Consider the following 24643-nt stretch of genomic DNA (forward strand, 5'->3'; position numbering starts at 1 on the left):
AGGGGCATGAAAATGGGTTCGGAATTAAGCCAGGACCAAACTTGGGTCCGACACTCTATGCCGGACTCACATCCGCGAGGTATTGCCATACGGGCGGATAAAACCTGTTATCCCGTACGTGTGGCTGCACCTCACGCTATTGTCTATCGGTGCTCTGCACCTGAAAAAGTGTTTTTTACACAGTCTCTTTAGCGTGCGTATTTGCTGACTCCGCAGTTTGAATACCGATTGAAATCAGCACTTGCCAAATTAATGGCCCTTGGCAAATCGATGCCCTTTTCTTTGTCGCGTCGGACTTTCCAACCAAGATTCTTTTCGCGATCGACTTCGAACATCGGGTAAGCACTATTAAAATCTGCCCAACTGTAAAGAACTCACTTTAGGTCTCCGTGTCTAATGACTACAGTTATTATAAATACCAATAGCAGGCACATTCCTGCCATAGCTTAACTAAGACATTAAACAACACAAACATATCTGAATTTAGGATAATTATGAAAAAGAACACTTTCACATTAATGATTAAAGCAAAAGGTTTTAAAAAGGCACAGATGACAAAAATAATCGCCATCTTATTATTCCTAACATGCAGTATTTTTGCGGCAGAAACAGATAAGCTCAATGTCATTGTGATCATGGCCGATGATTTGGGCTACGCGGATTTATCCTGCACAGGCTTGGCTGATGATGTGCAGACCCCCAATATTGATCGCATTGCCAAAAAGGGGATTCGCTTTACTAATGCCTATGCGACATCTCCCATATGCAATGCTTCGAGAATTGGCATAGCAACAGGTGCTTACCAGCAACGTCAGGGGATGTACTGGTATCAAGGCAAGGGACTTCATGACCCCAAGTTTAACACCATAGGTGAATCTCTAAAAGAAAATGCTTATAAGACGGGCTATGTGGGGAAATTTCATCACGGCCGTAGTGATCAACCCAAGCATAGAGGGTTTCCACTCAATCATGGTTACGATAGCTTTTATGGTTTTTCGGGTGGCACTAAGCACTATTTAATACACAACAAGGCTAGTGAAAAAAAGATTTACCGTGCCGGTCCCATGTATGTTCAGGACAAGCATGTAGATGTGGAAGGTTTTACGACTGAGCTCTTTGGTGAACAAGGCCGGGATTTTGTGCGTAAGCATAAGGATGAGCCCTTCCACCTTTTTCTCTCATTTAATGCGGTTCATCATTACATCAACCAACTACCCAAGTCCTACCTAAAGGAAAAAAATCTAAAACCAATCCCTGATTTTAAAAATACTAACAAAGATAAATTTAAATGGCGTGAAGAATTTGATTTCCCGAATCATCCACAAGGCCGTCAATATTATCTTGGTCATCTCTATTATTTGGATCGTGAAATCGGCTTGCTTTTAGATGAATTGGAGACCCTTAAAATTGCCGACAAAACCATTATTATTTTTATTGGAGATAATGGTGGTTGTCTCCCCTTATATGCCAATAATGGGGTATTGAAAGGTGGCAAGCGTACTAGTTTTGAAGGTGGCCTGCGTGTTCCAATGATTATTTCACATCCTGATATCAAGACAGCTAATAGAGTATCCCATGCAATGGTTAGCGCTTTAGACCTGCATCCAACGATTTGTGCCATGACTGGTAGTGAAATTCCAAAGAATGTCGATGGCATCAACTTAAGCCCCATGTTTAACGGAGAACAGTTAGATACTGAGCGTCGTGCCCTCTATTGGGATACACCTTACCAAAAGGCAATCCGCAAAGGGAAATGGAAGCTCTTAATCAATGAGAGAGATCCAAACTCCGGCAGGCCTGGCATCCAAAAAGTTGAATTTCTGAAAGGCACCTTCTTATACGATTTGGAAGAAGATCCGGGAGAAAGTAAAGATCTTAGTTCTGGGTACCCTGAAATAAAACAAGACTTATTAAAAGACCTGCAAAAATGGCAGGCTGAAGTCAAGAAATCTCAAAAATAATTGAAGGAAATTTATGTTCAAGAAAAACCCTCAGCAACAAACTAAAAATACTTTAAAGACCTTTGCCAAGTCCTGCCTTTTCCTATTTCCTATAAGGGGTCAGACCTAGGCTGTTAAAACTCTGAGGAGGAGATGGATTTAAATTACTGACTAAAATGGCTAAGAAATAATAAAGAAGAAATGAGAACTATGAAAAAGAGTATTTTAAAACCACTGTTAAGTCTTTATATCTGCTTCATCCCATTTTGCCTATCTCTTGGTTTCGCAGCAGAGACAAAGCCGAATGTCTTAATGCTGGTTATAGACGATCTAAACGACTGGATTGGCCCACTTAAAGGCCATCCTCAGGTGAAAACCCCGGCAATTGACTCCTTAGCAGCACGCGGCATGAATTTCACTAATGCGCATTGTCAGACGCCACTTTGCAACCCTTCAAGAACCAGCTTCATGACCGGGCTCAGGCCTTCTTCAAGCGGAGTCTATGGTTTGCGCCCCTGGTTTAGGAATGTGAAAGAATTAAAAGACTATGTCACTCTACCGCAATATTTTTCTAAAGCCGAATATACCACTTATACCATTGGTAAGATCTATCATGCCAAAGTCTCTATAAAAGATGAGTTTGACCATGTAGGTAAAGCTAAAAAAGCTTTGCGCGCCAAAACAAAGCACGTTAAGACTCCCCGTGGGGGCAATGGCATGGACTGGGGTTTATATCCCTATAAAGATTCAGACCATAAGGATTGGAAGACTGCCGACTGGGCGATCAAGACACTCAACAGTAAACCGAAAGGGCCATTCTTTATGAGTGTTGGCTTTTCACTTCCGCATGTACCTTTACGCGTAACTCAGAAGTGGCTGGATTTATACCCGCTAGATCAGGTTCAATTGCCGGCAATGATTAAAAATGACCGTGAAGATACGCCAAGGTTCAGTTGGTACCTTCATTGGAAACTGCCTGAACCAAGACAGAAATTCCTTATAGAGAGCAATGAACAACATAAAATTGTTCAAGCTTATCTTGGCAGCGTCAGTTATATGGATCATCAAGTTGGCCGAGTTTTAAATGCTCTTAAGAAAAATGGTTATTTAGAAAACACCATTGTCGTACTTTTCTCAGATCACGGTTATCACTTGGGCGAGAAAGAGATTACCGGGAAGAATACACTTTGGGAACAGTCAACTCGAGTCCCTTTAATTTTTGCTGGTCCCGGTATTAATAAAGGAGAATGCCAAGAGCCCGTTGAGCTCCTGGATATTTATCCGACTTTAGCTGAAGCTGCAGGACTTAATAAACCATCCGCTTTGGAAGGTTTAAGTTTAATGGCCCAAATCAACAATCCTTCTACCGAAAGAGAGCGTCCGGCTATAACTACTCACAATCACGACAACCATAGTATTCGCACAAAGCAATGGCGTTTTATTCAATATGCAGATGGCTCAAGAGAACTCTACAATATGCAAAAAGACCCCAATGAATTTACAAACCTGGCCAAACTGCCCGAATATGCACCAGTAATCAAAGAACACCTTAAATGGATTCCAAAGATTAACCGTAAGCCAGTCGAAGGAAGTTCTCATCGGCTCCTGACCTATGAAAATGGCATTCTTCACTGGGAAGGTGAAGAAATAAAAAAGGGTGCAGAAATCCCAGAATAACTTAAGGCTTATGTGAAGTGAAATCCTCAAAATCATTACTCGAGTCTTTCCAATTTGACTGATATTCAGGTTTATGTTTATATAGCTTAATAAACAACATAGGATCAATATGATACGATTACTTCTTATTTCTTTAATGACCGCCTTGCTTTCCTTCAGCACAACGGCAAGTCCGCTAAAAGCTGATATTAATTGGCAGAAGTTCCTCGCCAATCAAGACCCCGTCTGGGAACAAATGCCCAGGAAGTGGTACGAAGCCCCCGTTCTGGGTAATGGCCGCCTCGGCACTTTGATCCGACAGACAGGAGCACAGACAGTCCGCTGGGATGCCGGAAGCTCCGAAGTTGTCGACCACAGACAGAATGACAACAAAAGTGTGCGCAGCCCGGAAGTTCTCAATCGCGGTCGCCTCTTCATCGGTCACTTCATACTCAAAACCAGCGGCACCATCAAATCCGGCAATATTCACCTCGACCTCTACAATGCCGAAGCACGCGGTACCATCACCACCGATAAAGGCTCCATTGCCTGGCGTACATTCGTACATGCCGAGGACATGTGCTACCTAGTTGAGCTCACACCTTCCGCCGGGGAAAAAGGCTGCACTTTCAACTTTGTCCCCGAAAAGGCCATCAGCCCGCGCGTTTTGAAAAAGCGCATAAAAAGCTACAAGCATAACCCCGACCCCGTGTCCGCTCAGCAGGGCGACATCAACTACTGCGAACATAAGCTTCTGGCCGGCGGTAAAACCACCACCGCCTGGAAGCAGGAAAAGTCTGAGAATACACGGCGTTTCTACATCACTATTCAGCACAATTACCCACAGTCCAACTCCACTGAACTGGCTATTGCCGAACTGGAAAAATGCAGCAACAGCAATTTAAGTGAATGGACTCAGCAGCACCGTGATTGGTGGCATAGTTATTATCCTCAGAGTTTTATCACTCTACCGGACAGCAACTGGGAAAGCTTCTACTGGATTCAAATGTACAAGCTGGCGTCGGCCACACGTGCTGACAGGGATATCATCGACAATCAGGGCCCCTGGCTGCAGCCCACCGCCTGGAACTCCATCTGGTGGAACCTCAACGTTCAGCTCAGTTATTCTCAAGTGGCAACAGCCAATCGCCTCGAACTGGGCGAATGCCTCAATAATCATTTTCGTAAAAACTTTAATAACCTCATATTGAGCGTCGATAAAAAATACCAACACGACTCTGCCGCTCTTTCCCGTCACACCTCCCCTACTCTCTTAGGTCTGGCTGGAGAACCCGGCAACAGAGCTCAGATGCCGCGAGATATTGGTTCTGAAGTTGGTAATCTACCGTGGATGTGCCACATATTGTACAACTTTTACCTGCACAGCCAAAATGAAAAAGATCTCACCGAATTGGTATATCCTTTACTCAAGCGCTCTATAAACTACTACCGCCATTTTCTCTTCACTGGTAAAGATGGTAAATTACACCTGCCGGAAACCCACTCTCCGGAGTACGGCAACAGCGCCGATTGCAACTTCGACCTGGCGATGATCCGCTGGGGCTGTAAAACACTAATTGAAATTAACAGACAGCAAAAACTCAACGATCCGCTGCTGAAGGAATGGCAAAACATTCTCGACAAACTGACGCCATATGTTATCGGTAATGATGGTTTTAAAATCGGCAAAAACGAGCCTTTCAAAAAGAGTCACCGTCACTGGTCACACATGATCTGTGTCTACCCTTTCCACGATGTCACTCCGGAAAGTGGCGACAGCAAACTCATCGCCAAATCCCTTGATCACTGGCACAGTTTTAAGGGAGCTCTCGAGGGTTATTCTTTCACCGGTGGCGGTTCCATTGCAGCACTGCTGGGTGACGGTAATCGCAGTCTCGAACTGCTCAATGGCCTCAAAGGATATTTACAGGCGGGAACCATGTACAAAGAAGTCGGCGGTCCGGTTATGGAGACTCCACTGCACGGCAGTCAGGTACTGCAGGAGATGTTACTGCAATGCCGCCACGGCAAAATCCTCGTCTTCCCGGCCGTACCGGATAAATGGCAGGATGCCTCTTTCCACAACTTTAGAGCCGCGGGAGCATTCCTCATCAGTGCTCAGCGTCAAAATGGCCGTAATCAATGGGTACGCATCAAAAGCCTTAAGGGTAAAAAATGCCTTATCAAAGTAAATATCGGTGAAACATTTAAAGCCACCAATGGAGTGAAAATCAGCCCCTTGGCCCATGGCTATTGTGAAGTACACCTCGAAGAGGGACAGGAAACTGTGCTCTACACAGGTGCAGAAAGAGAATTTAGCATCAAGCCCATTGCCAATAAAGAGGCGAACCCCTTTGGTATCAAAAAGGGCGGCAAACTGATTTTCAGATAGCGCTTTATTTTCAGATTTGCAGTTTATCTTATGAAGATACTTAAACTGCGAATCTGGAAAGGTGACACTACAAGTTTTTTTTCCAAATAAAAACTCGATTAGGTATAATAGAGGGCATGATGCTTCGCATACGAGAGGGGATCCTCCCCCTCGAGCTCCCCTAGCAAGGAATTGCCATTCCTTGACCAGGCGACTAAGGGGCTTTGCCCCTTGTAATGGTCAATCGTAAATAAAAATATTAAAGTTAGTAAAAATAATGAACTTACTACCGTAACAGGTGAACTTAGGGAAAGGTCATTAAAAATCATCCTCAAAGACGGAGTCGTACTTTCCATAGAATCTGTAAGTGATCCCAAAAAACTAGCAAGGAATATGCTAGATTATACAGAAGATGACATAATAGAAATGTTGAAAGCGGATAATAAAGAAGTCACACCAAAAACGATCTCTGAACAAAAAAAGCCCGCAGACCTGTAAAGAAATAAGTTCAGCTCTCCGTGTTTACTATATAATAGCATGCAAACTATACAGGGATATGATATATGAAGAATGTTTTTTTGATACTTTTATCTTTTTTAAGTATTATTCAGGCTGAAACAAAAGATGATTTTTCTTCTATGAAAGCTAAAAACTGGCAGGAAGTTTTTTCTGATAAAATGAGCGGAACAGAGTGGAAAGAGAAGTGGTTTCTTGACGGTATTCATGCCAAAGTGAGTAATTCAAAAGAAGCTCTGCAAATCGACACTTCAAAAGGCTTTGCCGTTCTCTGGACTAAGAAAGAGTTTAAAGGCGATTTACGCATAGAATATGATTTCAAATGTTTAGACAGCGACAATAAAAAAGGCGTCAACATAATATACATTCAGGCAATTGATAATAGCAATCACTTTCTAATTGAATAGGCTGATAGGAATGAGAAGGAAAATACATGAAATACATAATACTCACATCAATTTTATTTAGTTATTTTTTACCTGCGGCGCAGATAAAATGAGAATTACTAAATTCATAATTGTAGTCTTGTTCTTACAGGTATTTATTGGCTGCGCAAATCAGGCACATCAGCAAGCTGAGGGTGCATCCGACAAAGTCACCTTGAGTAGAGCAGTCGAACACCCTTTGATCCATGAAGGCCTTTTGACCAATCCCTCAGAAGGCCTGGTATTTGGTAATGGCGATCTGGCAGCCAGCGTGCAAATCTTTTCCAATGAGCTCAAATTGAATCTCGGCAAGAACGATGTCTGGGATACACGTTATAGCAGTCCTGATAAAACAGTGGACCTGGCAGTGACGCAGGATGAACTGATTGCCTATGTAAAAAAACATGGTGCCGTATCAGATAAGCTCTTGAACAAGCAAAAGAAAAAAGGCGGCCCTGTATTTCTTTCACCACTTCGGGTCGGGACAATTCGTATCGTTCATCCTGGGTGGTCGGAGGTTAAGGTTCACTCGAAAGTCAGGATCGACACGGGAACCTTTGAGACAGAATACCATTTCCCCAGCGGTATCTTGCGTTTCACCGCGTTTATCCATCGCGAAAAGAACCTCGTCATGCTGCGTGCCTCTGCGGAAGGACAAGTCCCCTGGTTCACTATAATCCTTGAACGGGAGCCTGATATAAATAATGGCGACCTGCCGCCACTTCAGGTGAAAAATGACTCTAAACTCTTTCGTGGTACACTTTCACAGACGGTCCCGGGTCTGTATGAAACAGCCCCCTTCACCTGGCATATGGCTGCATCTTTTCCTGGCAAAAATCAGCTTGCATCAGTTTCCCGCGACAAAGAAGTCCTTAGTGAAGGCTCCTTTTTGAGTAAAATTCAGCGAGTCGCTTGGTCGCTGAGACAGAACTTTGCACTGCGCGACGGAACTTCAATTAACTTTGCGTTAGGTGTAACTACTGACACAGACGGCTCCACGCCAGCGTTAGACCGCGCCCGTAAACTGGCTGGTAATGCGGGAGTTGATCGATTTGAACAGGAACTGGCTGCCCACACCGCAGCCTGGAAATCTTTTTGGGATGCTTCGGCGATCAGCATTGAGGACCAAGAACTCGAAGCGCTCTGGTATCGTGGTCTTTTCTCCTATGCCTGCCACCTCAGCCCCGGAGCTCAGGCCCCTGGTTTAAATGCGAATATTCCAATTTCAGACCGCTCCCCCTATAAGGGTAAGTATACATGGAATCACAATGTTCAAAAATGGTTTTTTCCTGCTTTGTCCGCCAATCACCCTGAGTGGTACGATGTACTTGCTGATTTAATTGAAGAGCAAACACCGACCTTTAAACATTTAGCCAAAACGATCTTTGGTCTGGAAGGAGTTTATGTGGATCTCTCCGGGAGGCCCCGCCCCATCCCCGAACGCGCCACAAGTCAACCGGTTGTGGGGCGGGCTCTCAGTCATACGGGTTGGCTGGCAAGCATGCTGTTCGATCACTACAGTTTTACCGGTGACACCGACTGGTTGAAAACCCGGGCCTATCCTTTCTTGCGTGAAACGGCCAATTTCTATGCGGCATACCTCGAAAAATACCAGGGCGAAGATCTGGCCATATACCCCTCGCTTAGGCTTGAAGACCTCTGGAGCACAAAGAGAAATCAAAGTTGGGGAAAGAACTTTTTAGGCAATAAAAACAATTCCGTTGACCTGATGATGTTTCGTAAAGCTTTCAAAGATGCGATCGCAGCCGCTGAAATCCTCGGAGCCGACTCTGCCCAACGCGAGCGTTGGTCGCGCTACCTCAAGCGTGTTCCCGAGATCGAATATGGCTGGCGAAACGGTCAGGCCTGGTACGCTATCTGCAAAGACTGGGAAAAGGCTTGGCCCAACTTCGAAGAATACCTGGAACACCTGCGGCATTCTCGCTGGGGCTGTCAGGCTTGGCCCGTCTTCCCAGGTGACTATATTGATGGTGATGAAGAAGGTGGCTTGGCAGCAGTTCTTCGCGACCTTGTAGCTGACGTGGACCTGCTCGACTTAAGGCCTCACACAACTGTACTCGGAACCTTTCACGGCGAAGCAACCGTTATGCCTTTTATTCGATTGGGAATGATGGATAAATTCGATGATATCCGCAGCCTGATGCTCGCCCATCAATATCCCGCCGGGCAATTCAGTCCATGGCGCGCAAGTAGCGGTCAGTCAGTCCTGCTTCCCCGTCTTGATCAGTGGCGTCTTGTGGAAAATCAATACATGCAGATTCTCGGTGTATCAGAGATGCTTCTTCAGAGTCAAAGCGGCATTCTGCGTCTCTTCCCTTATTGGCCCGAAGACAAGGCTGCTGCTTTCCATGATCTCAGAGCCCGAGGAGCTTTTCTTGTGTCTGCCGAACGCGCTCCAGGGACGAAAATTCGAGCCACGATTTACAGCCTCCGCGGTAACACATGTCGACTGCGGTGGAATCAACCGGGTACGCCCACTATTTCGCACAAAGGAGAAGCTGTGCCATTTGCCCTTGAAGGACGGGATGTCATTTTCGAGACTGAGCCAGATGCCAATTATCACTTAGAAGAGAAGTGATAATTTTATAACTACATAGATGAACATCGAGGACAAACCTACAGCAAAGGCCTTTCTATTTGACGAAGGATTACAAGAAGGTGCTAGTGTGGAAATACATGGTATATCTATCTAGGAAAGTATATAAAAAAGTAAGCTTATTATGAAGTATTTTCTATTGTTAATAATTTCGCTCTCTGTAGCGCCTCTTGCTAAAGAGCCAAAGACCTTTGTCAAAAAATCTTTATATCAGGGGTTTATCGAAAAGGATTTTCCTTTTATCAACTCTGCACTTGATCTTGGGAAAGCACCTGTAGGTTTTCCCCAGAACAATTACACCCCGCGTGGTGTTTTCATTCAACTCGCTGAAGGCACCTGGGCCTGCTTTGATCGTGATCTTTTGCGTGTTTCAGCGATTTGGCATGGGGGTGATTTTGAGATGAATACCATGGCACAGGTTTCTTATCCAGGGACTGGTAGTAAAAGTAAATCTTTTCCTAAAATCAAGGGTACTTTGGATTTTGCCACGGGCGTTTATCCGGGTTTTTCTTTAAACAAAACTTTCAAAGATCCTCGTAAAAAGCCCCTTGGCCCCCTGCCCTTGGAACAATGCAGCTGGAAGGGTATAAGACTCACAGGTAAGGAAACTGTCTTGTCCTACTCAATCGCCGGAGTCGATATTCAGGAACAAATAATTTTAATAAAAAAATCTGTTTATTCACGAAAACTACAATTCAAAGCAATTAAACCGATTTCCTTTGTTTTATTCCAGAAAAAAGGTTTAAAACTATTATCGAAATCCAGCAATACGCTCAAACTTAAAGACGCTAAAGGCACCATCACTGTCCATGCCGACAATGCAGATCTTGAAGTGAACAAAGCTGGGCAGGTTTTGCTAACAGCCAATAGCAGTTTTGAAGTTCGTTTCAGTAGAGACAGCTCTGCTTTGAAAGCTTCTTTACAAGCAGCTCAGGCATTAGTAGGGACTCATAAACCGCAAGTACGATGGCCGCAAAGCTTAACCACTACAGCCATTCTTTCATCGGCCAAAGATGACTACCTCGTCGATGAAATTAAACTGCCATTGTCAAACCCCTGGCGCCGTTCCATTCGTTTGGCGGCCATAGACTTTTTTAAGGACGGCCGTGCTGCAGCGCTTACTTTCGATGGTGATGTCTGGTTAATTAACGGTTTACAAGGCGACCTCAATACTATCACCTGGAAACGCTTTGCCTCAGGAATTTACGCTCCGCTTTCTCTCAAAATTTACAAAGAAGAAATTTATGTATTTGGTCGCGACCAAATCACTCGTTTACACGACTCCAACAAAGATGACGAAGCGGACTTTTACGAAAATTATTCAACGGCCTTCATACAATCAATGAACACCAGGGATTTCGCCATGGATATAGTCTTCGCTAATAATGGAGATATTTTTATTTCTAAAGGCGGTATTCAAAACTATGGCGGCAAGATTGCCAATCTGGATTTTTACGAATCAGTTCAGGCTGGTTCAGTCATGCGAATTTTTAACAAGGGCCGTTCCTGTGAAGTTTTTGCCGATGGTTTTCGCGAACCCTTCCTGGGCTATAACCCGCGTTCAGGGAAATTATTGGCGACAGACCAACAGGGGCATTATGTCCCCGCGACGCCAATTCTCGCGGTAGAGAAAGGAGCAAGCTACGGACATGCACCCACAAACTATCGCAACCAGAAAACCCGGGAGCCCATGATATGGATACCCCACAACATAGATAATTCGGCTTCCGGAATGACTTACATGAATACGTCAAAAATGGGTGTATTAAACCAGAAAATGGTCTTGCATTCCTATGGTAAGATGTCTTCCTTTTTGGTTTATGAAGGCAATGGTTTTGGTGGTATATCACCTCTGCAGGGCATTTCCAAGTTCCCGCTCTTAAAAGGTGCTGTCAATCCGATTGACGGGCAATTGTATGTGACTGGTTTTAAAATATACAGCAGTCAGTCACAGGATCTTTCCGGACTTACGAGACTGCGTTATAGTTGTAAGCCCACATCAAACCCAAGTCATGTGGATGTGTTTAAAGAAGGCGTACTTTTAAGCTTTGATTCAAAAATCATAAAAAGTGAATTGGAGAACTTAGATAATTATACCATTCGCCGCTGGAATTACCGGCGTTCTGAAAAGTATGGCTCGGGTCATTATCGTCTTGACTGCAAGCCCGGAGAAGAGCACCTGAAAGCTCTTAAAGCCATTGCCTCCAAAGACTGTAGATCAGTATTTCTTGCCATACCGGGCATGGAACTTGTCGAGCAAATGGCTGTAGAGTATCAACTTAAAGGGGAAAATGATGAAAAAAAGAATGCCGTTTATTTTTCCGTGAGTAATTTTAAAGACTTAGCTGAGGGACAATTTGCTTATGCAATGACTCAGAAACTAAACTTGGAAAAAGCTATAGAAGATAAGGGCCAAGTACTTACAGCTAGCGTAGCTTTAGGCAAGACTCTGCTTAATAAGCATGCCTGTATCGCCTGCCACTCGCTGGATGGCTCTAAACTTGGCAAAATTGGTCCCACATTCAAAGGCCTTTACGCTTCGCAACGTCACTTTAATAAAGCGCCTTCACAAAAAGCTGACGAAGCTTTCATTAAAGAATCCCTAATTGCACCAAATAAAAAAATCGCTAAAGCTTATCAAGTAGCTATGGGCAGTTATGCCGGAAAGCTAACTGATGTCGAGCTTGACTCGATCATTATGTTCTTAAAAACGATAGGCAAAAAGGAAAGTAAAGATGAATAAAATCTATATACACCTGTTATTACTGTGCTTTTTAAGCTTGGCCTGTACTGCAAACTCCCAGCAAGGAAAGCTGCAATTGAAAGATGGCAAGCGGCCACTTTTAACTTACAATGCCGAATATGTAAGTTCTCCCTTTCCTGAAAAACCTTTTTATGGGCGCAGTGGGTACATTCATCCACTTTACAGCCCGTCCGGAAAAATAATCACAGGAGAATTCCCTAAAAGTCACCCCCATCAGCATGCCTTAATGTTCGCCTGGACAAGTGCCGTTATTGAAGGGCGCAAAGTGGATTTCTGGAACAGTCCTAAAAAGCAAGGGAGGATTGAACATGTGGAGACGATCTCGGCAAGCTTGGATAAAATACTGGTTAAACTTCGACATATTGATCTGAGTGCTGGAAAAGAAACGCCCGTTATCAATGAAACCTGGGAGATAACTCTTATCCCCCACAAAGAGCTCAATATTTTCGATCTCAAGTCGACTCAAAACTGTATCAGTCAAACACCTGTAAAGATTAGCAAATACCATTATGGCGGCATGTGCATTCGCGCTACTGACGCCTGGGTTAACAAGGTAAATATTAGTACTGATCAAGGCCTTAATCGCAAGGCAGCGAACAACTCACGCCCCAAGTGGATCGCCATGTCAGGTGAAATAGATGGCTCCATGTGCGGCGTCGCTGCCATGAGTCACCCTTCAAATTTTCGTTCTCCGCAAGCGGTAAGAGTTCACCCCAATAAACCCTATGTTTGCTTTGCACCGATGATTCTTGGCGACTTCGAAATTAAAAAAGGCCAGGCATATATCTCGACTTACCGCTTTGTCACTTTTGACGAAAAACTAAATAAAAAACAGCTAGATATCATCTATAAAGACTTTATTAGTAAGTACTAATACTAGAGAAGCAAACCACGCCACTCCGTGTCTAATTTTAACTTTATATATGCAAATAAAATAATAAATACTAAATTCATAATTGTCGCCTTATTCTTACAGATATTTGCGGGCTACGCAAATGAGGCACACCAGCTAGCTGAGTCAGATGCCGTATATCTCTTAGAAGAGAAGTGATGAATATATCAAATTTATGTACAGAAACATAAACATGACTCCGTGTATAATAAAAACGATATGATTCAGATCTAAATTTATAAAAGTTAAGCCAGGCCCCTATCTTAAAGGAAAAAAATATGATAAATCGAAATTTTTTATTAAGGGCAGTTTTCATGACTGTAGGACTAATTGGCTCCAGTTATGCAGCAGAAAAGGCCGGCAGTGAGAAGCCAAATTTTGTCTTTTTTATTGCCGATGACGTATCGCAGATGGACTTCGGCTGCTATGGCCATCCAACGATAAAAACGCCTCATATAGATGGCTTGGCAGCCAAGGGTATGCGCTTTGACAATGCCTACCTGACTACCAGCAGCTGCAGCCCCAGCCGTTGCAGTATTATTACCGGTCGTTACCCCCATAACACGGGTGCTCCGGAATTACATGTTAAGTTACCCGCCAAGCAAATCCGCTTTCCAGAACTCTTGCGAGAAGCGGGGTACTACACCGTACTTTCCGGTAAGAATCATATGTTTGGCAATAAAGATCGAGCCTTTGATAAAATTACCAAGGGAAAGGACCCGGGTTGCACTGAGTATTGGCTCAAGCACCTGCAAGAACGCCCAAAAGATAAGCCATTCTTCTTCTGGTTTTCTTCGATTGATGCCCATCGTCCCTGGCAGAAAAGTAAACATCTTCGGAGTTACAGCCCGGAAGAAGTGATTGTTCCTCCTTATTTGGTCGATACAAAAGTTACCCGGGAAGACCTTGCCAGTTATTACCACGAAGTCAGTCGTTATGATCACGACATCGGTTTGGTGACGGCCGAACTCAAAAAGCAAGGCGTTCTGGATAATACCGTGATCATCATTGCCGCCGATAATGGCCGCCCCTTTCCACGTGATAAATCACGCTTGTATGACAGTGGGATTAAAACCCCTTGGATCATCCATTACCCTCCTATGATCAAGCAGGCGGCCGTATCGAAAAGTCTTTTAAGTGTTATCGACCTTAGTGCAACATGTCTCGAACTTGCGGGCATCGCAAAGCCTGATTCTATTCAAGGACAAAGTTTTATTCCCATACTGAAAAACCCCCAGGAGCAGATTCGCGACATGGTGTTTGCCGAACATAATTGGCACGTGTATAAAAACCATGAACGTATGGTGCGATTCGGAGATTTTGTTTACATAAAGAATAATTATCCAAATCAAGCCAACCTCTGCTACGAATCGGATACCAAGTACCCCGCCGGAAAAGAACTGTGGGAAGCCCATCTAGCGGTCAAAACGACAGCTCAGCAAGAGCAGATCTTTGCTAATCCCTGCCCCGAAGAAGAGCTTTTTAAGTTAAGTAAGGACCCAAATCAATTGACCAATCTGGCGGGGAATATTGAATATGCTCAACAGCTTAAAAAGGCACGCCAATTACTGGCAGACTGGACAGAGAAAACCGGTGACAGCATTCCGGCCAAGCCGACTCCCAATCGCCATGCTCCGCCGCGCGTCGAAAATGGAAAAATCATTTCTAATGGCAAGTACAAAGTCAGGAACCCACATGGCGAAATGCCCGGTGCATCCAATAATGCTAAGACAATTAATCATCCAGGACCTCTTTGGATGAAGCCAAAGTGAAGCAAGCCATGAACTCAAATAACTTAAGTTGATATCAAATTATTAAGGAAACAATGCTATGAACATATTCAAATTTATTATTTTAAGTATTATTGTTACAAGTCTATCATACGCTGGTGAGGTATCAGAGAGTCAGCAATCATGGTATAAAAAATACAAGGAACAGAAGAATGTTCCTGACCCTGCTAAGCAGCTGCTTAATACGGATAAAGAACCGAATCTGACAGATGGTTTTACTGAACTTTATAATGGCAAAGACCTAAGCGGCTGGCTTACTAAAGGCGGTACCTGTAAGTTTGAAGCAAAAGGTGATATGATTGTCGGAACCTGTGTAAAAGGCTCTCCAGGCACTTACCTTTCAACAGCAAAAGACTATGATGACTTTATCTTTACCTGTGAGCTGAAATGGATTGTTGAGAGTAATAGTGGTGTGATGTTTAGGGCTAAAGCGAAAAAGGGTAAAAAGGGAAGCGAAATGGTTTATGGACCCCAGGCTGAAATGGAATCGCCCTCTAAAGGACGCGGCTGGTCTGGTGGCGTTTATGGACAAGCATGTGGTGGTTTCTTTTATCCGCTTTGGCTTGATGCTCATAAAGAGGCCCGTGCAGCCCTTAAAAAGGATGATTGGAATCGAATCACCATAGAAGCAAAGGGCAAAGTCGTAAAGACTTGGATCAATGGTATCCCGGCTTCTCATATAGTTAACGAGGAATATCTCAAAGGCTTCTTTGCACTACAGATCCACGCAGGCACCAAAGGCACTGTCCAATTTAGAACGCTGAAGGTAAAAGAACTTAAGTAAGGCTCAGATGAATGCAGATGAAGCTTGTGATTCCGCAGGATAAAATTCCTACTAAAATCTCTGAAGTTCGCAGTCCAAAACAGTTCGCTTTTCTGTATTAACTACTGAAAGCTACATTTTAAGAAAATAAGGATTATATGAATAAAATAACTATTACTACAATTACTGCATTATTTTTTTACATCTATGCTTTTGCCCAGGAAGTAAAAGATAATAAGGGAACAAAAAAAGAGACGCAACAGCCAAACATTGTGATGATCTTGGTTGATGATATGGGCTATTCGGATATCGGCTGTTACGGTGGCGAAATCAATACGCCTCATCTCGACCGACTGGCCAAACAGGGGATTTGTTTTACCCAGTTCCATAATACCGCAAAATGCTTTCCGTCCCGGGCAACCCTACTGACCGGACTCTATGCTCAAGATTGTGGCATGTCGCATGGATTCAAACGTTTCACTCATGGGCTTACCTTGGGCGAAGTGCTGAAAGGAGCGGGTTATCGGACGCTGGCATCTGGAAAGCATCATTCGATGGAATCACTGTATGACCGTGGGTTTGATCGTTACTTCGGTTTGCTGGATGGAGCGACAAATCATTTTAATCCGGGGCACCCGCGTGCTGGCGAACCGAAACCGGCGCAGAAGTTGCCTGGACGACGGAGCTGGGCGCTTGATGAAAAAGTCGTGAAGCCTTACACACCGCCGGAAAAGAATTTTTACTCGACGGATGCTTATACAAAGCGTGCCTTGGATTATTTGGAGCAGTATAAAGGTGAAGATAAACCCTTCTTTCTTTATTTGTCGTATACTGCACCGCATGATCCACTTCATGCTTGGCCGGAAGATATCGCCAAATATGCCAATACCTATAAGGTGGGCTATGAGGCCATTCGCAAGGCGCGGATTGCCAAACTGAAGGCATTGGGGCTTTTGGATGAAAATACTGCGGTTACCGCTCCCGTTCACAAGAGTTGGGACAAGTTAAGCGCCAATCAACAGGCCGTTGAAGCTCGTAGAATGGCGGTTTATGCGGCCATGATTGACCGCGTTGATCAGAAAGTAGGAGAGCTTGTCGCCAAACTGGAAGACTTGGGTGAACTGGATAATACACTGATACTGTTTGCCGCAGATAACGGCTGTTCGGCCGAAGTGCCGGAACTCCAAATGCACAAAGCGGGACAGCGCGCCGGAAATGGTTTAGCCATAGAGAGCATTGGCCAAATGGATTACTGGGCTTCTCTCGGCAGAGATTGGGCAAATGTGTCGAATACGCCGTTCCAAAAAGGAAAAAGTAGCAGTTATGAAGGCGGTATATGCACGCCTTTTATCGCCTATTGGCCCAAGGGGATTGCCAAACCGGGTTCGATCAACCGTGCCTTTACCGGTCATTTTATTGATGTGATGGCGACCTTGGTCGAGCTGACTGGTGCCGAATATCCAAGTGAGTTTAAAGGTGCAAAAGTTCCACCTATGGCAGGCGAGAGTTTTCTGCCGCAGCTTAAAGGCGATTTGACATCATCCAGAAAAAAAGACCTCTATTGGCAGTGGGGTATAGGCAAAGCAGTACGCCAAGGGAAATGGAAGGCAGTTGCCAGTGGCAAGAAATGGAAGTTGTTCGATATGTCAAACGATGTGAATGAGACTGTGGATCTCGCCAAAAAGTACCCAGAGAAGTTAGACGCCATGAAACTTCAGTGGTCGCAATGGTATGAGTCAACTGCGGCAGCAAACAAATAAAGCCTGATCAGTTTGGATAAAGTTTGTATTCAATTTTTATTTGTCGTAAATTTTGAAAAAATCGAGGAGCTTAGTAATGGGGAAGTCTTTATCTTAAATTTATATTCATACTATTTTTCATATTAGTTTTAGTGATCCTGTGAAGATACCCAATTCACTACAAGATGATTTACATAAATATATTGCCGGACATTGTAAGTCCGAGAATTGTATACCTATACTTATTAATGGGACAGAAGATCATATTCATTTATTGACTTCTTTATCAAAATCAATCAGTGCCTCATCCTTCCTTAATAAAATTAAAAGTACGTCTTCCAAGTGGATTAAATCTAAATCGCATGAGCATGGTTTAATTTTGAAGAAATTTTCATGGCAAAAGGGCTATGGCGTATTCTCTGTAAGCCCTAGTATTTTAGATAAGGTGAAAGCCTATGTAGAAAACCAAGAAGAGCATCATAAACGTATGACTTTTAAAGAAGAATATATGATGTTTCTTGAGCAGTATAAAATTGATTTAGATGATGAGAAATATTTGTGGATTGATTAAATACTTTGGGTCGGACCTCCGGCCCTGTTCTTTATTTTTGAATTGTTCATGCAGCTGGCTCTGCATGCTAGTGTCGGTCGGACCTCCGGCCCTTAAAACTGGGGGCATATTTGATCATGCACCTAGCGGTGCATGCTAGTGTCGGTCGGACCTCCGGCCCTTAGGGCTGGAAGTCCGACCGATTCCAGCGTGGGGTGAAGCCCCACGAATAGAATTCCTACTCAAATTCAAGGGCTGGAAGCCCGATCGATACCAGCGTGGGGTGCAGCCCCACGAATAGAATTCCTGATCAAATTCAAGGGCTGGAAGCCCGATCTATTCCAGCGTGGGGTGCAGCCCCACGAATAGAATTCCTGATCAAATTCAAGGGCCGGAGGTCCGACCGAATACGAATGATATCCCACCGAATGATTTGTGGATCTCATTATTGCGGAGACCGCAATTTCTGTAATCCTAGAATCAGCGCCAAGCAATGGCGCAGCTATTTCTTAGCGCTTGTATGCTTGGCTTGCTCTTCAATAATTTTCATATCTTTCAACCATTGCAAATAAAGATCCGGCCAAGTAGAAAGCGGGTACCGTTTTGGGCGCAGGGAGAATCCGTGACCGCCCTTCTCAAAAAAGTGTGTGCGGACAGACGCACCGGCTTCTTTTAGAGCATTGGCATAAATTTGACTTCCTGGAAAAAAGCCGTCGTCTTTGGCTGTGACAATCAGAGTTGGGCTGATTTCATTGGACACAGTAAAGTCCTTAGTCAGCGCCTTGCCCTTGTTCATGTAGGCCGGAAAAAGCAAAACGGTGAAGTCCGGCTTACAGCTGACTGCGTCAAGCTTATCGACTTGCTGATATGATTTGATATCAAAACCAGTGCTGACCCGGGCTGCCAGGTGTCCTCCCGCCGAAGAGCCCATGACGCCAATTCGTTTTGTATCGAGGTTCCACTCTGAGGCTCGTGAGCGGACAATTCGTACCGCTCGCTGAATATCTTGAAAAGCGGTTTTGCGACTCTTGGGGACTTGGTATAAGAGCATAAATGCCGAGATTCCCTGTTCATTGAGCCATTTGGCAATCGGGATTATCTTCGTTGTCACAAGAAGGTTGTACCCTCCTCCCGGGCATATAATAATCGCCGGCACAGGCCCCTGCCCTTTCTTGACGGGAGCCGGGAAATAGTGCATTGAAGGCTTAGTTATATCGGTAAGGCGTATATGACCATCACCACGATCGGGCTTAGGTGTTCCCATGCCTTGCTTATCTTGGCTTGCTGCATCTTTTGGCCAAAGCATAATTATTTCACTTGCCTTATCCTCCTTCTCACTCGCAATGACTGCGGTGTTTAAAAAAGAGATGCAGCATAAAGCAAAGAGCATGAACTGTTTTGTATCTAAGGTTTTCATATGTTGACTTCCAGTTATTTTAAATTTTATCTGAACTAAGATATCTCGCCGAACCCATGCTTCAATTATCTATACGATTAGCCATAATGAAGGGCATGATGCTTTGCAAACGAGAGGGACGCTATCCCTCTCGAGCTCTCCCAGCAAGGATTTGCCAATCCTTGACCAGGCGACTAAGGGGCTTTGCCCCGCTTAATGATTAATCGTGATTATCTATCCTTAATTGCAGGATGAGCTTCTGGCCATGTTTGATGTCTTAATTCGCGGTCACAGAATAGCTTTCACCTGCTTTAGTGGAAAAACTCACAATCCCCTTAGCTGATTGGCTCAACTTAATACTCTGTGAATTATGTTTCACACTGAGCTCGCTATTCACTAATAAGCGGCAAGGGCCTCCTTTCAAAGAATGAATCGTCGCAGAAGAAAATTTTCCGTCTTTCCAAGTGATATCAACTGAAAAAGATCCGCGGGCGCACATGCCACGAACCGAGCCCTCTGACCACTCTTCGGGCAAGGCCGGCAGTAAATGAATAAAGCCCATGTGAGATTGCATTAGCATTTCACCTAAGCCCGCGGAATAACCGAAGTTGGCATCAATCTGAAATGGTGGATGAAAGCTGAGTAGATTGCTGTAGAAATTAGCATGGATCTGTTCTTTCAGTAATTTATAAGCTCGATTGCCATCGTGTAAGCGGGCCCAATTGCTGATTTTTAAAGCTTTGCTCCAACCAGTTCCACCATCACCGCGAGCGTTTATGGATACTTGAGCGGCGGCGGCCAATTCAGGAGTGGTAATTGGCGATATTTGGCGGCCTGGATAAAGTCCGATCAGGTGGGACATGTGACGATGCTTATTATTAGGGTCATCGATATCTTTAGCCCATTCCTGCAGTTGTCCCCATTTACCGATCTGAGGTGCGAGCAGACGAGATCGCATTGATGCTACTTTCTTGCGGAAGTCGGCATCGACACCGAGATCCTGTGATGCCTGGATATAGTTGCTAAAGAGGTCATAAACCAGCTGCTGCTCGTAAGAATTGCCCTCGGCAATGGGACCATGTTCAGGAGAAAAACTTTCAGGGCTGACCAATTCACCTCCTGGCCATTCGATAAGGAAATCCTCCCAGAATTGACAGAGCTCCTTGAGCAAGGGGTAGGCGCGATTTTCGAGGTATTGCTTATCCCCTGTATAGGCATAATGATCCCAAATATTCTGCATGATCCAAGCTCCATCACCGGGAATCCATTTGAAAGATGAGCCTCCAAAAATACCGTTCTCCGCACGATGAGCCCAGCCCCTGGTATTGTATTTTTCCTTCGTAGCCTCACGTTTTACCGGAACCACAGAATAGAGCCACTCTGACAGCGGCGTGAAACATTCGGAGAGATTGGCCTGATCGACAAACCAGTAGTTCATCTGGATATTGACATCTGAATGATAATCACAGCGCCACGGCGGCTTATTGCTGTTATTCCACAAGCCCTGTAGATTACTTGGCAAAGACCCTGGGCGCGAACAAGAGATCATCAGATAACGAGCGTACTGAAAAATGAGCTGCTCCAGCTCCGGATCGGGTTTTCCTCCAGTCAGATTGAGTGCAGCAGCCTTGTAAGAAACTTTTGTCGAGCTATCTGCCTTGCGACCACGATATGAATCTAAGCGTTCAGATGTGGGTAGAGATAAGATGTGTTTCGGAGTTTTTCCTAGGTCGAGGCTTAAACGTTTGAACAAGCTTTGATAATCCGTAATATGCTCTTGGCGCAATTGCTCAAATGAACGTTTCGAGGCCTTTGCCAGTAGCTGAGTGATTTTCTGGTGGGGGTGCTGCTGCTTCCAGCCCTTGTCATGGCGATTGAGATAATTAGTATCACCGCTCAATAAAATAAGCAGAGAATTGCAATTCTTAAAGTCAATCTTGCCATCCTTAATCTCTAAAGAACCGCCCTCGTTGATCACCTGAACTTGAGCCTCAAAATCCAAGCGAATGGCATAATTTTCCTCGGGCTTACGATATTGGCCCGACAATTTCCCCGCAAAAGAAATCTTATTGCCCTCTGCCTTAAAATCAGCTTTATGGGCAGCCTTCAAGGAAATACTTCCCTTATAGGCGCCTTGGCGATCCGCCGTTAAACGAAACACCATCACATCCGCCGGGTTGCTGGAGAAATATTCGCGCTTGTAGCTCACTCCACCCAAATTATAAGTTATGGTATGTACGGCTTTGTCGATATTTAGCTCACGGCGATAATCACTAACTTGCTCCGCATTGTCTGTTTTGTCGAAATTAATAAAAAGGTCGCCAAAGGCCTGATAGGACCCCGTATCCGTTTCATCGCCAATCCAAACGCTATCTTCGTTAAACTGAATATGTTCCTTTTGTACGCCACCATAAATCATGGCCCCTAAATGCCCGTTACCTATAGGTAGACACTGCTTCTGCCAATTTTGTGACGGTTGGTCATACCACAGTATATTTGACGATAGATCTTCTTTATCGGCAAAGGCATTTAGACTTAATAAAGTGCAAATGGTGATAAATATTTTTTTCATTGTATTCCTTGTTTAAATGATACCGCTTAATGAATGCGGATTTTTTGAAGTTTTGGGATAGACCAGTGTTATTTTTGGCGAAACTTTTTAGTTATTTAAAGAATTATTTCATCTCTCTTTCCACTATGCTTCCTTAAATCTATGAGTTGATACTTGTAACAATCACGGAGACAGAAAAGTGTTTCTTTACAGATACATCTAATTTTTATTATAATTAATGAAAAATTATACCCTAGCAGCATTGAGGTCGGTCGGGCTTCTAGCTCTTGATTTCTTATCTAATTTTAATCATGCAGCTGGCGCTGCATGCTAGCATTGGGCGGACCTCCGGCCCTAGGGCTGGAAGCCCAATCTATTCCAGCGTGGGGTGAAGCCCCACGAATAGAATGTAGATAAAAAATCAAGGTGCAGCGCACCGATACAAAATAGCGTACACCGTGAGGTGTATGAAGAAGTTTAACAATAAATGGAGGGCCCAAGATTGGGTCCGAAATACTATGCCGGACTCACATTCGTGAGCCCTCGCTTCATTTCATGGTATCGTACGTGTGGCTGACGCCACACGCTACTCTATGTCGGACCTCCGGCCCTAGGGCTGGAAGCCCAATCTATTCCAGCGTGGGGTGCAGCCCCACAACAAGAAAACCCGGTCAAATACAAATCTCACCTTAGCTCTCGTCTTTTCCCCTTAAAGATGTCTCTCGTAAAAATTTATAAATAAGTCTGTAAAGAAACTTTTTCAGGTCTCCGTATAAACGATAAAACACAAAAAATCCTGCGTACCCGGGCTGGAGGCCCGATCTATTCCAGCGTGGGGTGCAGCCCCACGAATAGAATGTAGATAAAAAATCAAGGACCGGAGGTCCGACCGAAAATGAACAAGGCCCAAGAAGATGAAATGACGATCTAATCATTGCGGTGACGCACATCATCAGTCCTAAAAGCTTTAACATTTAATATAAACTAAACTCAACGCAAAAGAGATAAAAATGAATAGAAGAAATTTTTTAATGAGCAGCTCAGCTCTTGTGCTTGCCTCATCCTCTGTCGCTTTTACAAAGAACTCCGATCATATCATCTTTGCTGCAGGAGGCTCTGGAGAAAATGGCGGTATTCATCTTTATAAGGCCTCTATTGATGGCACAAGCATTAGCGAAATTGCTCATGTCGGAAAGGGAGAAGATCACGGTTTTCAGTGTTATCATAATGGTATTCTTTATTCCGAATGTTCAATCGGCCCCAAAAGGACAGGAACTTGCCTTGTAAAAGCCTACCGTTTCAATCGTCGCACTGAGGAATTAACTGAAATCAGCTCTCTCCCAACTGAGGCTAAACTCTGTCACATGGAAACGCAGGGAACCCTCCTTGTCGGTACCGCTTTTGTGGGGGCATATATTGAAAGTTTCCAATTGGCCAAGGATGGTAGAATTGAACGATCCATTGAAAAAATTAGCTTCAAAAGCAAGAGTACAGGGAAGTCAAAACGCAAAAAAGTTCACCCCCATGCCTTCAAGTTTGACCCAGAGGGGCGCTTTGGCTTCATGCCAGATGTAGGTCGTAATCTTATTCAGGTTTTCGAAGTTCAGGGGGCAAAATTAAAGCACCGCCCGGAACTGGATTACAAATCAAAAATTGGTGCCGGTCCCCGTCACTTCACCTTTCATCCCAATGGCAAAAGTGCCTACCTCATCAACGAAAAGGACTTCACTCTAACTGCCTTTAATTACGCTAATGGCCAACTTACTCCGACGGATACACAGACTTGTCTTCCCATGGAGTTCGAAAAACGAAATAGCGGTGCAGACGTCCACGTTCATCCCGAAGGTAAACTTGTCTATGCGTCCAATCGCGGGCACGATTCTTTGGCAGTCTTTTCTTTGGAGAAAAAAGGTAAGCTGAAACTCCTTTCCAATGAATCCACCAAGGGCGAAAGACCCAGAAACTTCGCTATTCACCAGGATTATGCGCTTGTCGCAAACCAGCTCAGTGACAACGTGATCTTTTTTAGCCTCGACTCAGAAACGGGCAAGCTGGAAGAGAGAGGTCGTACTGAAGGAATTACCCTGCCAACTTGCGTAAACGTTCTTTAGGCCTTATTAAATTTTGGAAAGTACCAGGAGCACCGATTGTTAATCGGCACCCTATTGCGGACCCCACAATGATTAGGTCCACATTTCATTCGGTGGGATATTATTTTGTTAGGCCGGACATGTATTCGTGGGACTCCACCCCACGCTGAATTCGCTCGGTGCGCTGCACCTTGCTTTTGTTCGAACTGTGTTCGTGGGGCTCCACCTCACGGTGTACGCTATTTTATAGCGGTGCACTGCACCTACACAAAGCTAATAAAAATCCTTCCGTGTTGTTTTGTAATTTCCCGTACTTAAGAAGCACTTAGGTCTTGGCTTTTATTCAAAATTCACCATTCAAAAATTACCAAAGCTGTAAAGAAACTCTTTAAAGTCTCCGTGTATATTAATTAAAAGAGAAAACTACTAGATATTTATGAAATTTAATTTACTCAAAATGTTACTGTTCTTATGGCTGCTCAATCCTGGGACTTTTACCTTCAAGGAAAAAACATACCTGTTAATGCACCTTGCTGAAAACATGCAACAGCGCGACGTCTTCCTGTCAACCCTGGTGGTTGAC

At 44.3% G+C, this 24643-nt stretch carries 15 protein-coding genes; 13 read left to right on the forward strand and 2 right to left on the reverse strand.

Annotated elements, in window-relative coordinates:
* Nucleotides 1-12 precede the first annotated feature (12 nt).
* The 12 genes from PQO01_RS09425 (at nucleotide 13) to PQO01_RS09480 (ending at nucleotide 18044) form a co-directional block, all read left to right on the forward strand.
* Nucleotides 13-192, forward strand: coding sequence for a hypothetical protein (locus PQO01_RS09425; RefSeq protein ID WP_274313764.1), 180 nt, complete (start codon nucleotides 13-15; stop codon nucleotides 190-192).
* Nucleotides 193-494: 302 nt separating this feature from the next.
* Nucleotides 495-1961, forward strand: coding sequence for a sulfatase family protein (locus PQO01_RS09430; protein ID WP_274313765.1), 1467 nt, complete (start codon nucleotides 495-497; stop codon nucleotides 1959-1961).
* 189 nt (nucleotides 1962-2150) lie between these two features.
* Nucleotides 2151-3617, forward strand: a complete 1467-nt coding sequence (locus PQO01_RS09435; protein WP_274313766.1) for a sulfatase — start codon at nucleotides 2151-2153, stop codon at nucleotides 3615-3617.
* A 109-nt stretch (nucleotides 3618-3726) separates the two neighbouring features.
* The gene (locus PQO01_RS09440) at nucleotides 3727-5988 is read left to right on the forward strand and encodes a glycosyl hydrolase family 95 catalytic domain-containing protein (protein WP_274313767.1); all 2262 of its coding nucleotides are present in this window, start codon (nucleotides 3727-3729) and stop codon (nucleotides 5986-5988) included.
* 542 nt (nucleotides 5989-6530) lie between these two features.
* A complete protein-coding gene (locus PQO01_RS09445) occupies nucleotides 6531-6890 on the forward strand; it encodes a hypothetical protein (protein ID WP_274313768.1) in 360 nt (119 codons plus the stop codon).
* A gap of 88 nt (nucleotides 6891-6978) precedes the next feature.
* Complete coding sequence (locus PQO01_RS09450; RefSeq protein ID WP_274313769.1) at nucleotides 6979-9507, forward strand: glycosyl hydrolase family 95 catalytic domain-containing protein; 2529 nt, start codon at nucleotides 6979-6981, stop codon at nucleotides 9505-9507.
* Nucleotides 9508-9649: 142 nt separating this feature from the next.
* Nucleotides 9650-12268 carry a c-type cytochrome gene (locus PQO01_RS09455; RefSeq protein WP_274313770.1) on the forward strand — a complete coding sequence of 873 codons (2619 nt, stop codon included), beginning with the start codon at nucleotides 9650-9652 and terminating at the stop codon, nucleotides 12266-12268.
* A complete protein-coding gene (locus PQO01_RS09460) occupies nucleotides 12261-13163 on the forward strand; it encodes a DUF6807 domain-containing protein (RefSeq protein WP_274313771.1) in 903 nt (300 codons plus the stop codon). Before PQO01_RS09455 ends, PQO01_RS09460 begins: the two co-directional genes overlap by 8 nt.
* Nucleotides 13164-13495: 332 nt before the next feature.
* A complete protein-coding gene (locus PQO01_RS09465) occupies nucleotides 13496-14953 on the forward strand; it encodes a sulfatase family protein (protein WP_274313772.1) in 1458 nt (485 codons plus the stop codon).
* A 58-nt stretch (nucleotides 14954-15011) separates the two neighbouring features.
* Nucleotides 15012-15755, forward strand: coding sequence for a 3-keto-disaccharide hydrolase (locus tag PQO01_RS09470; protein WP_274313773.1), 744 nt, complete (start codon nucleotides 15012-15014; stop codon nucleotides 15753-15755).
* Nucleotides 15756-15892: 137 nt separating this feature from the next.
* Complete coding sequence (locus PQO01_RS09475) at nucleotides 15893-17494, forward strand: arylsulfatase (protein WP_274313774.1); 1602 nt, start codon at nucleotides 15893-15895, stop codon at nucleotides 17492-17494.
* A gap of 97 nt (nucleotides 17495-17591) precedes the next feature.
* Nucleotides 17592-18044: an IS200/IS605 family transposase gene (locus PQO01_RS09480; protein WP_420792916.1), complete on the forward strand. Its 453-nt coding sequence runs from the start codon at nucleotides 17592-17594 to the stop codon at nucleotides 18042-18044.
* A gap of 481 nt (nucleotides 18045-18525) precedes the next feature.
* On the opposite strand, the gene PQO01_RS09485 is transcribed toward PQO01_RS09480, so the two are convergent.
* Both PQO01_RS09485 and PQO01_RS09490 read right to left on the reverse strand, forming a co-directional pair.
* Nucleotides 18526-19440: an alpha/beta hydrolase gene (locus PQO01_RS09485; protein ID WP_274313775.1), complete on the reverse strand. Its 915-nt coding sequence runs from the start codon at nucleotides 19438-19440 to the stop codon at nucleotides 18526-18528.
* Between the two features lie 256 nt (nucleotides 19441-19696).
* On the reverse strand, nucleotides 19697-21991 hold the full coding sequence (locus tag PQO01_RS09490; protein ID WP_274313776.1) for a glycoside hydrolase family 95 protein: 2295 nt from the start codon (nucleotides 21989-21991) through the stop codon (nucleotides 19697-19699).
* Between the two features lie 989 nt (nucleotides 21992-22980).
* On the opposite strand from PQO01_RS09490, the gene PQO01_RS09495 reads away from it, so the two are divergent.
* Nucleotides 22981-24081, forward strand: coding sequence for a lactonase family protein (locus PQO01_RS09495; RefSeq protein ID WP_274313777.1), 1101 nt, complete (start codon nucleotides 22981-22983; stop codon nucleotides 24079-24081).
* The last annotated feature ends 562 nt before the right edge of the window (nucleotides 24082-24643 follow it).

It is taken from the genome of Lentisphaera marina, from assembly GCF_028745505.1.
Lineage (GTDB): Bacteria > Verrucomicrobiota > Lentisphaeria > Lentisphaerales > Lentisphaeraceae > Lentisphaera > Lentisphaera marina.

Excerpts from the sequence above, each read along its gene's own strand:
- PQO01_RS09490 (WP_274313776.1), bottom strand. The coding sequence starts at position 21,991 with ATGAAAAAAATATTTATCACCATTTGCACTTTATTAAGTCTAAATGCC.
- PQO01_RS09485 (WP_274313775.1), bottom strand. The coding sequence starts at position 19,440 with ATGAAAACCTTAGATACAAAACAGTTCATGCTCTTTGCTTTATGCTGC.
- PQO01_RS09460 (WP_274313771.1), top strand. The coding sequence starts at position 12,261 with ATGAATAAAATCTATATACACCTGTTATTACTGTGCTTTTTAAGCTTG.
- PQO01_RS09465 (WP_274313772.1), top strand. The coding sequence starts at position 13,496 with ATGACTGTAGGACTAATTGGCTCCAGTTATGCAGCAGAAAAGGCCGGC.
- PQO01_RS09445 (WP_274313768.1), top strand. The coding sequence starts at position 6,531 with ATGAAGAATGTTTTTTTGATACTTTTATCTTTTTTAAGTATTATTCAG.
- PQO01_RS09430 (WP_274313765.1), top strand. The coding sequence starts at position 495 with ATGAAAAAGAACACTTTCACATTAATGATTAAAGCAAAAGGTTTTAAA.
- PQO01_RS09435 (WP_274313766.1), top strand. The coding sequence starts at position 2,151 with ATGAAAAAGAGTATTTTAAAACCACTGTTAAGTCTTTATATCTGCTTC.
- PQO01_RS09450 (WP_274313769.1), top strand. The coding sequence starts at position 6,979 with ATGAGAATTACTAAATTCATAATTGTAGTCTTGTTCTTACAGGTATTT.
- PQO01_RS09425 (WP_274313764.1), top strand. The coding sequence starts at position 13 with ATGGGTTCGGAATTAAGCCAGGACCAAACTTGGGTCCGACACTCTATG.
- PQO01_RS09495 (WP_274313777.1), top strand. The coding sequence starts at position 22,981 with ATGAATAGAAGAAATTTTTTAATGAGCAGCTCAGCTCTTGTGCTTGCC.
- PQO01_RS09470 (WP_274313773.1), top strand. The coding sequence starts at position 15,012 with ATGAACATATTCAAATTTATTATTTTAAGTATTATTGTTACAAGTCTA.
- PQO01_RS09455 (WP_274313770.1), top strand. The coding sequence starts at position 9,650 with ATGAAGTATTTTCTATTGTTAATAATTTCGCTCTCTGTAGCGCCTCTT.
- PQO01_RS09440 (WP_274313767.1), top strand. The coding sequence starts at position 3,727 with ATGATACGATTACTTCTTATTTCTTTAATGACCGCCTTGCTTTCCTTC.
- PQO01_RS09475 (WP_274313774.1), top strand. The coding sequence starts at position 15,893 with ATGAATAAAATAACTATTACTACAATTACTGCATTATTTTTTTACATC.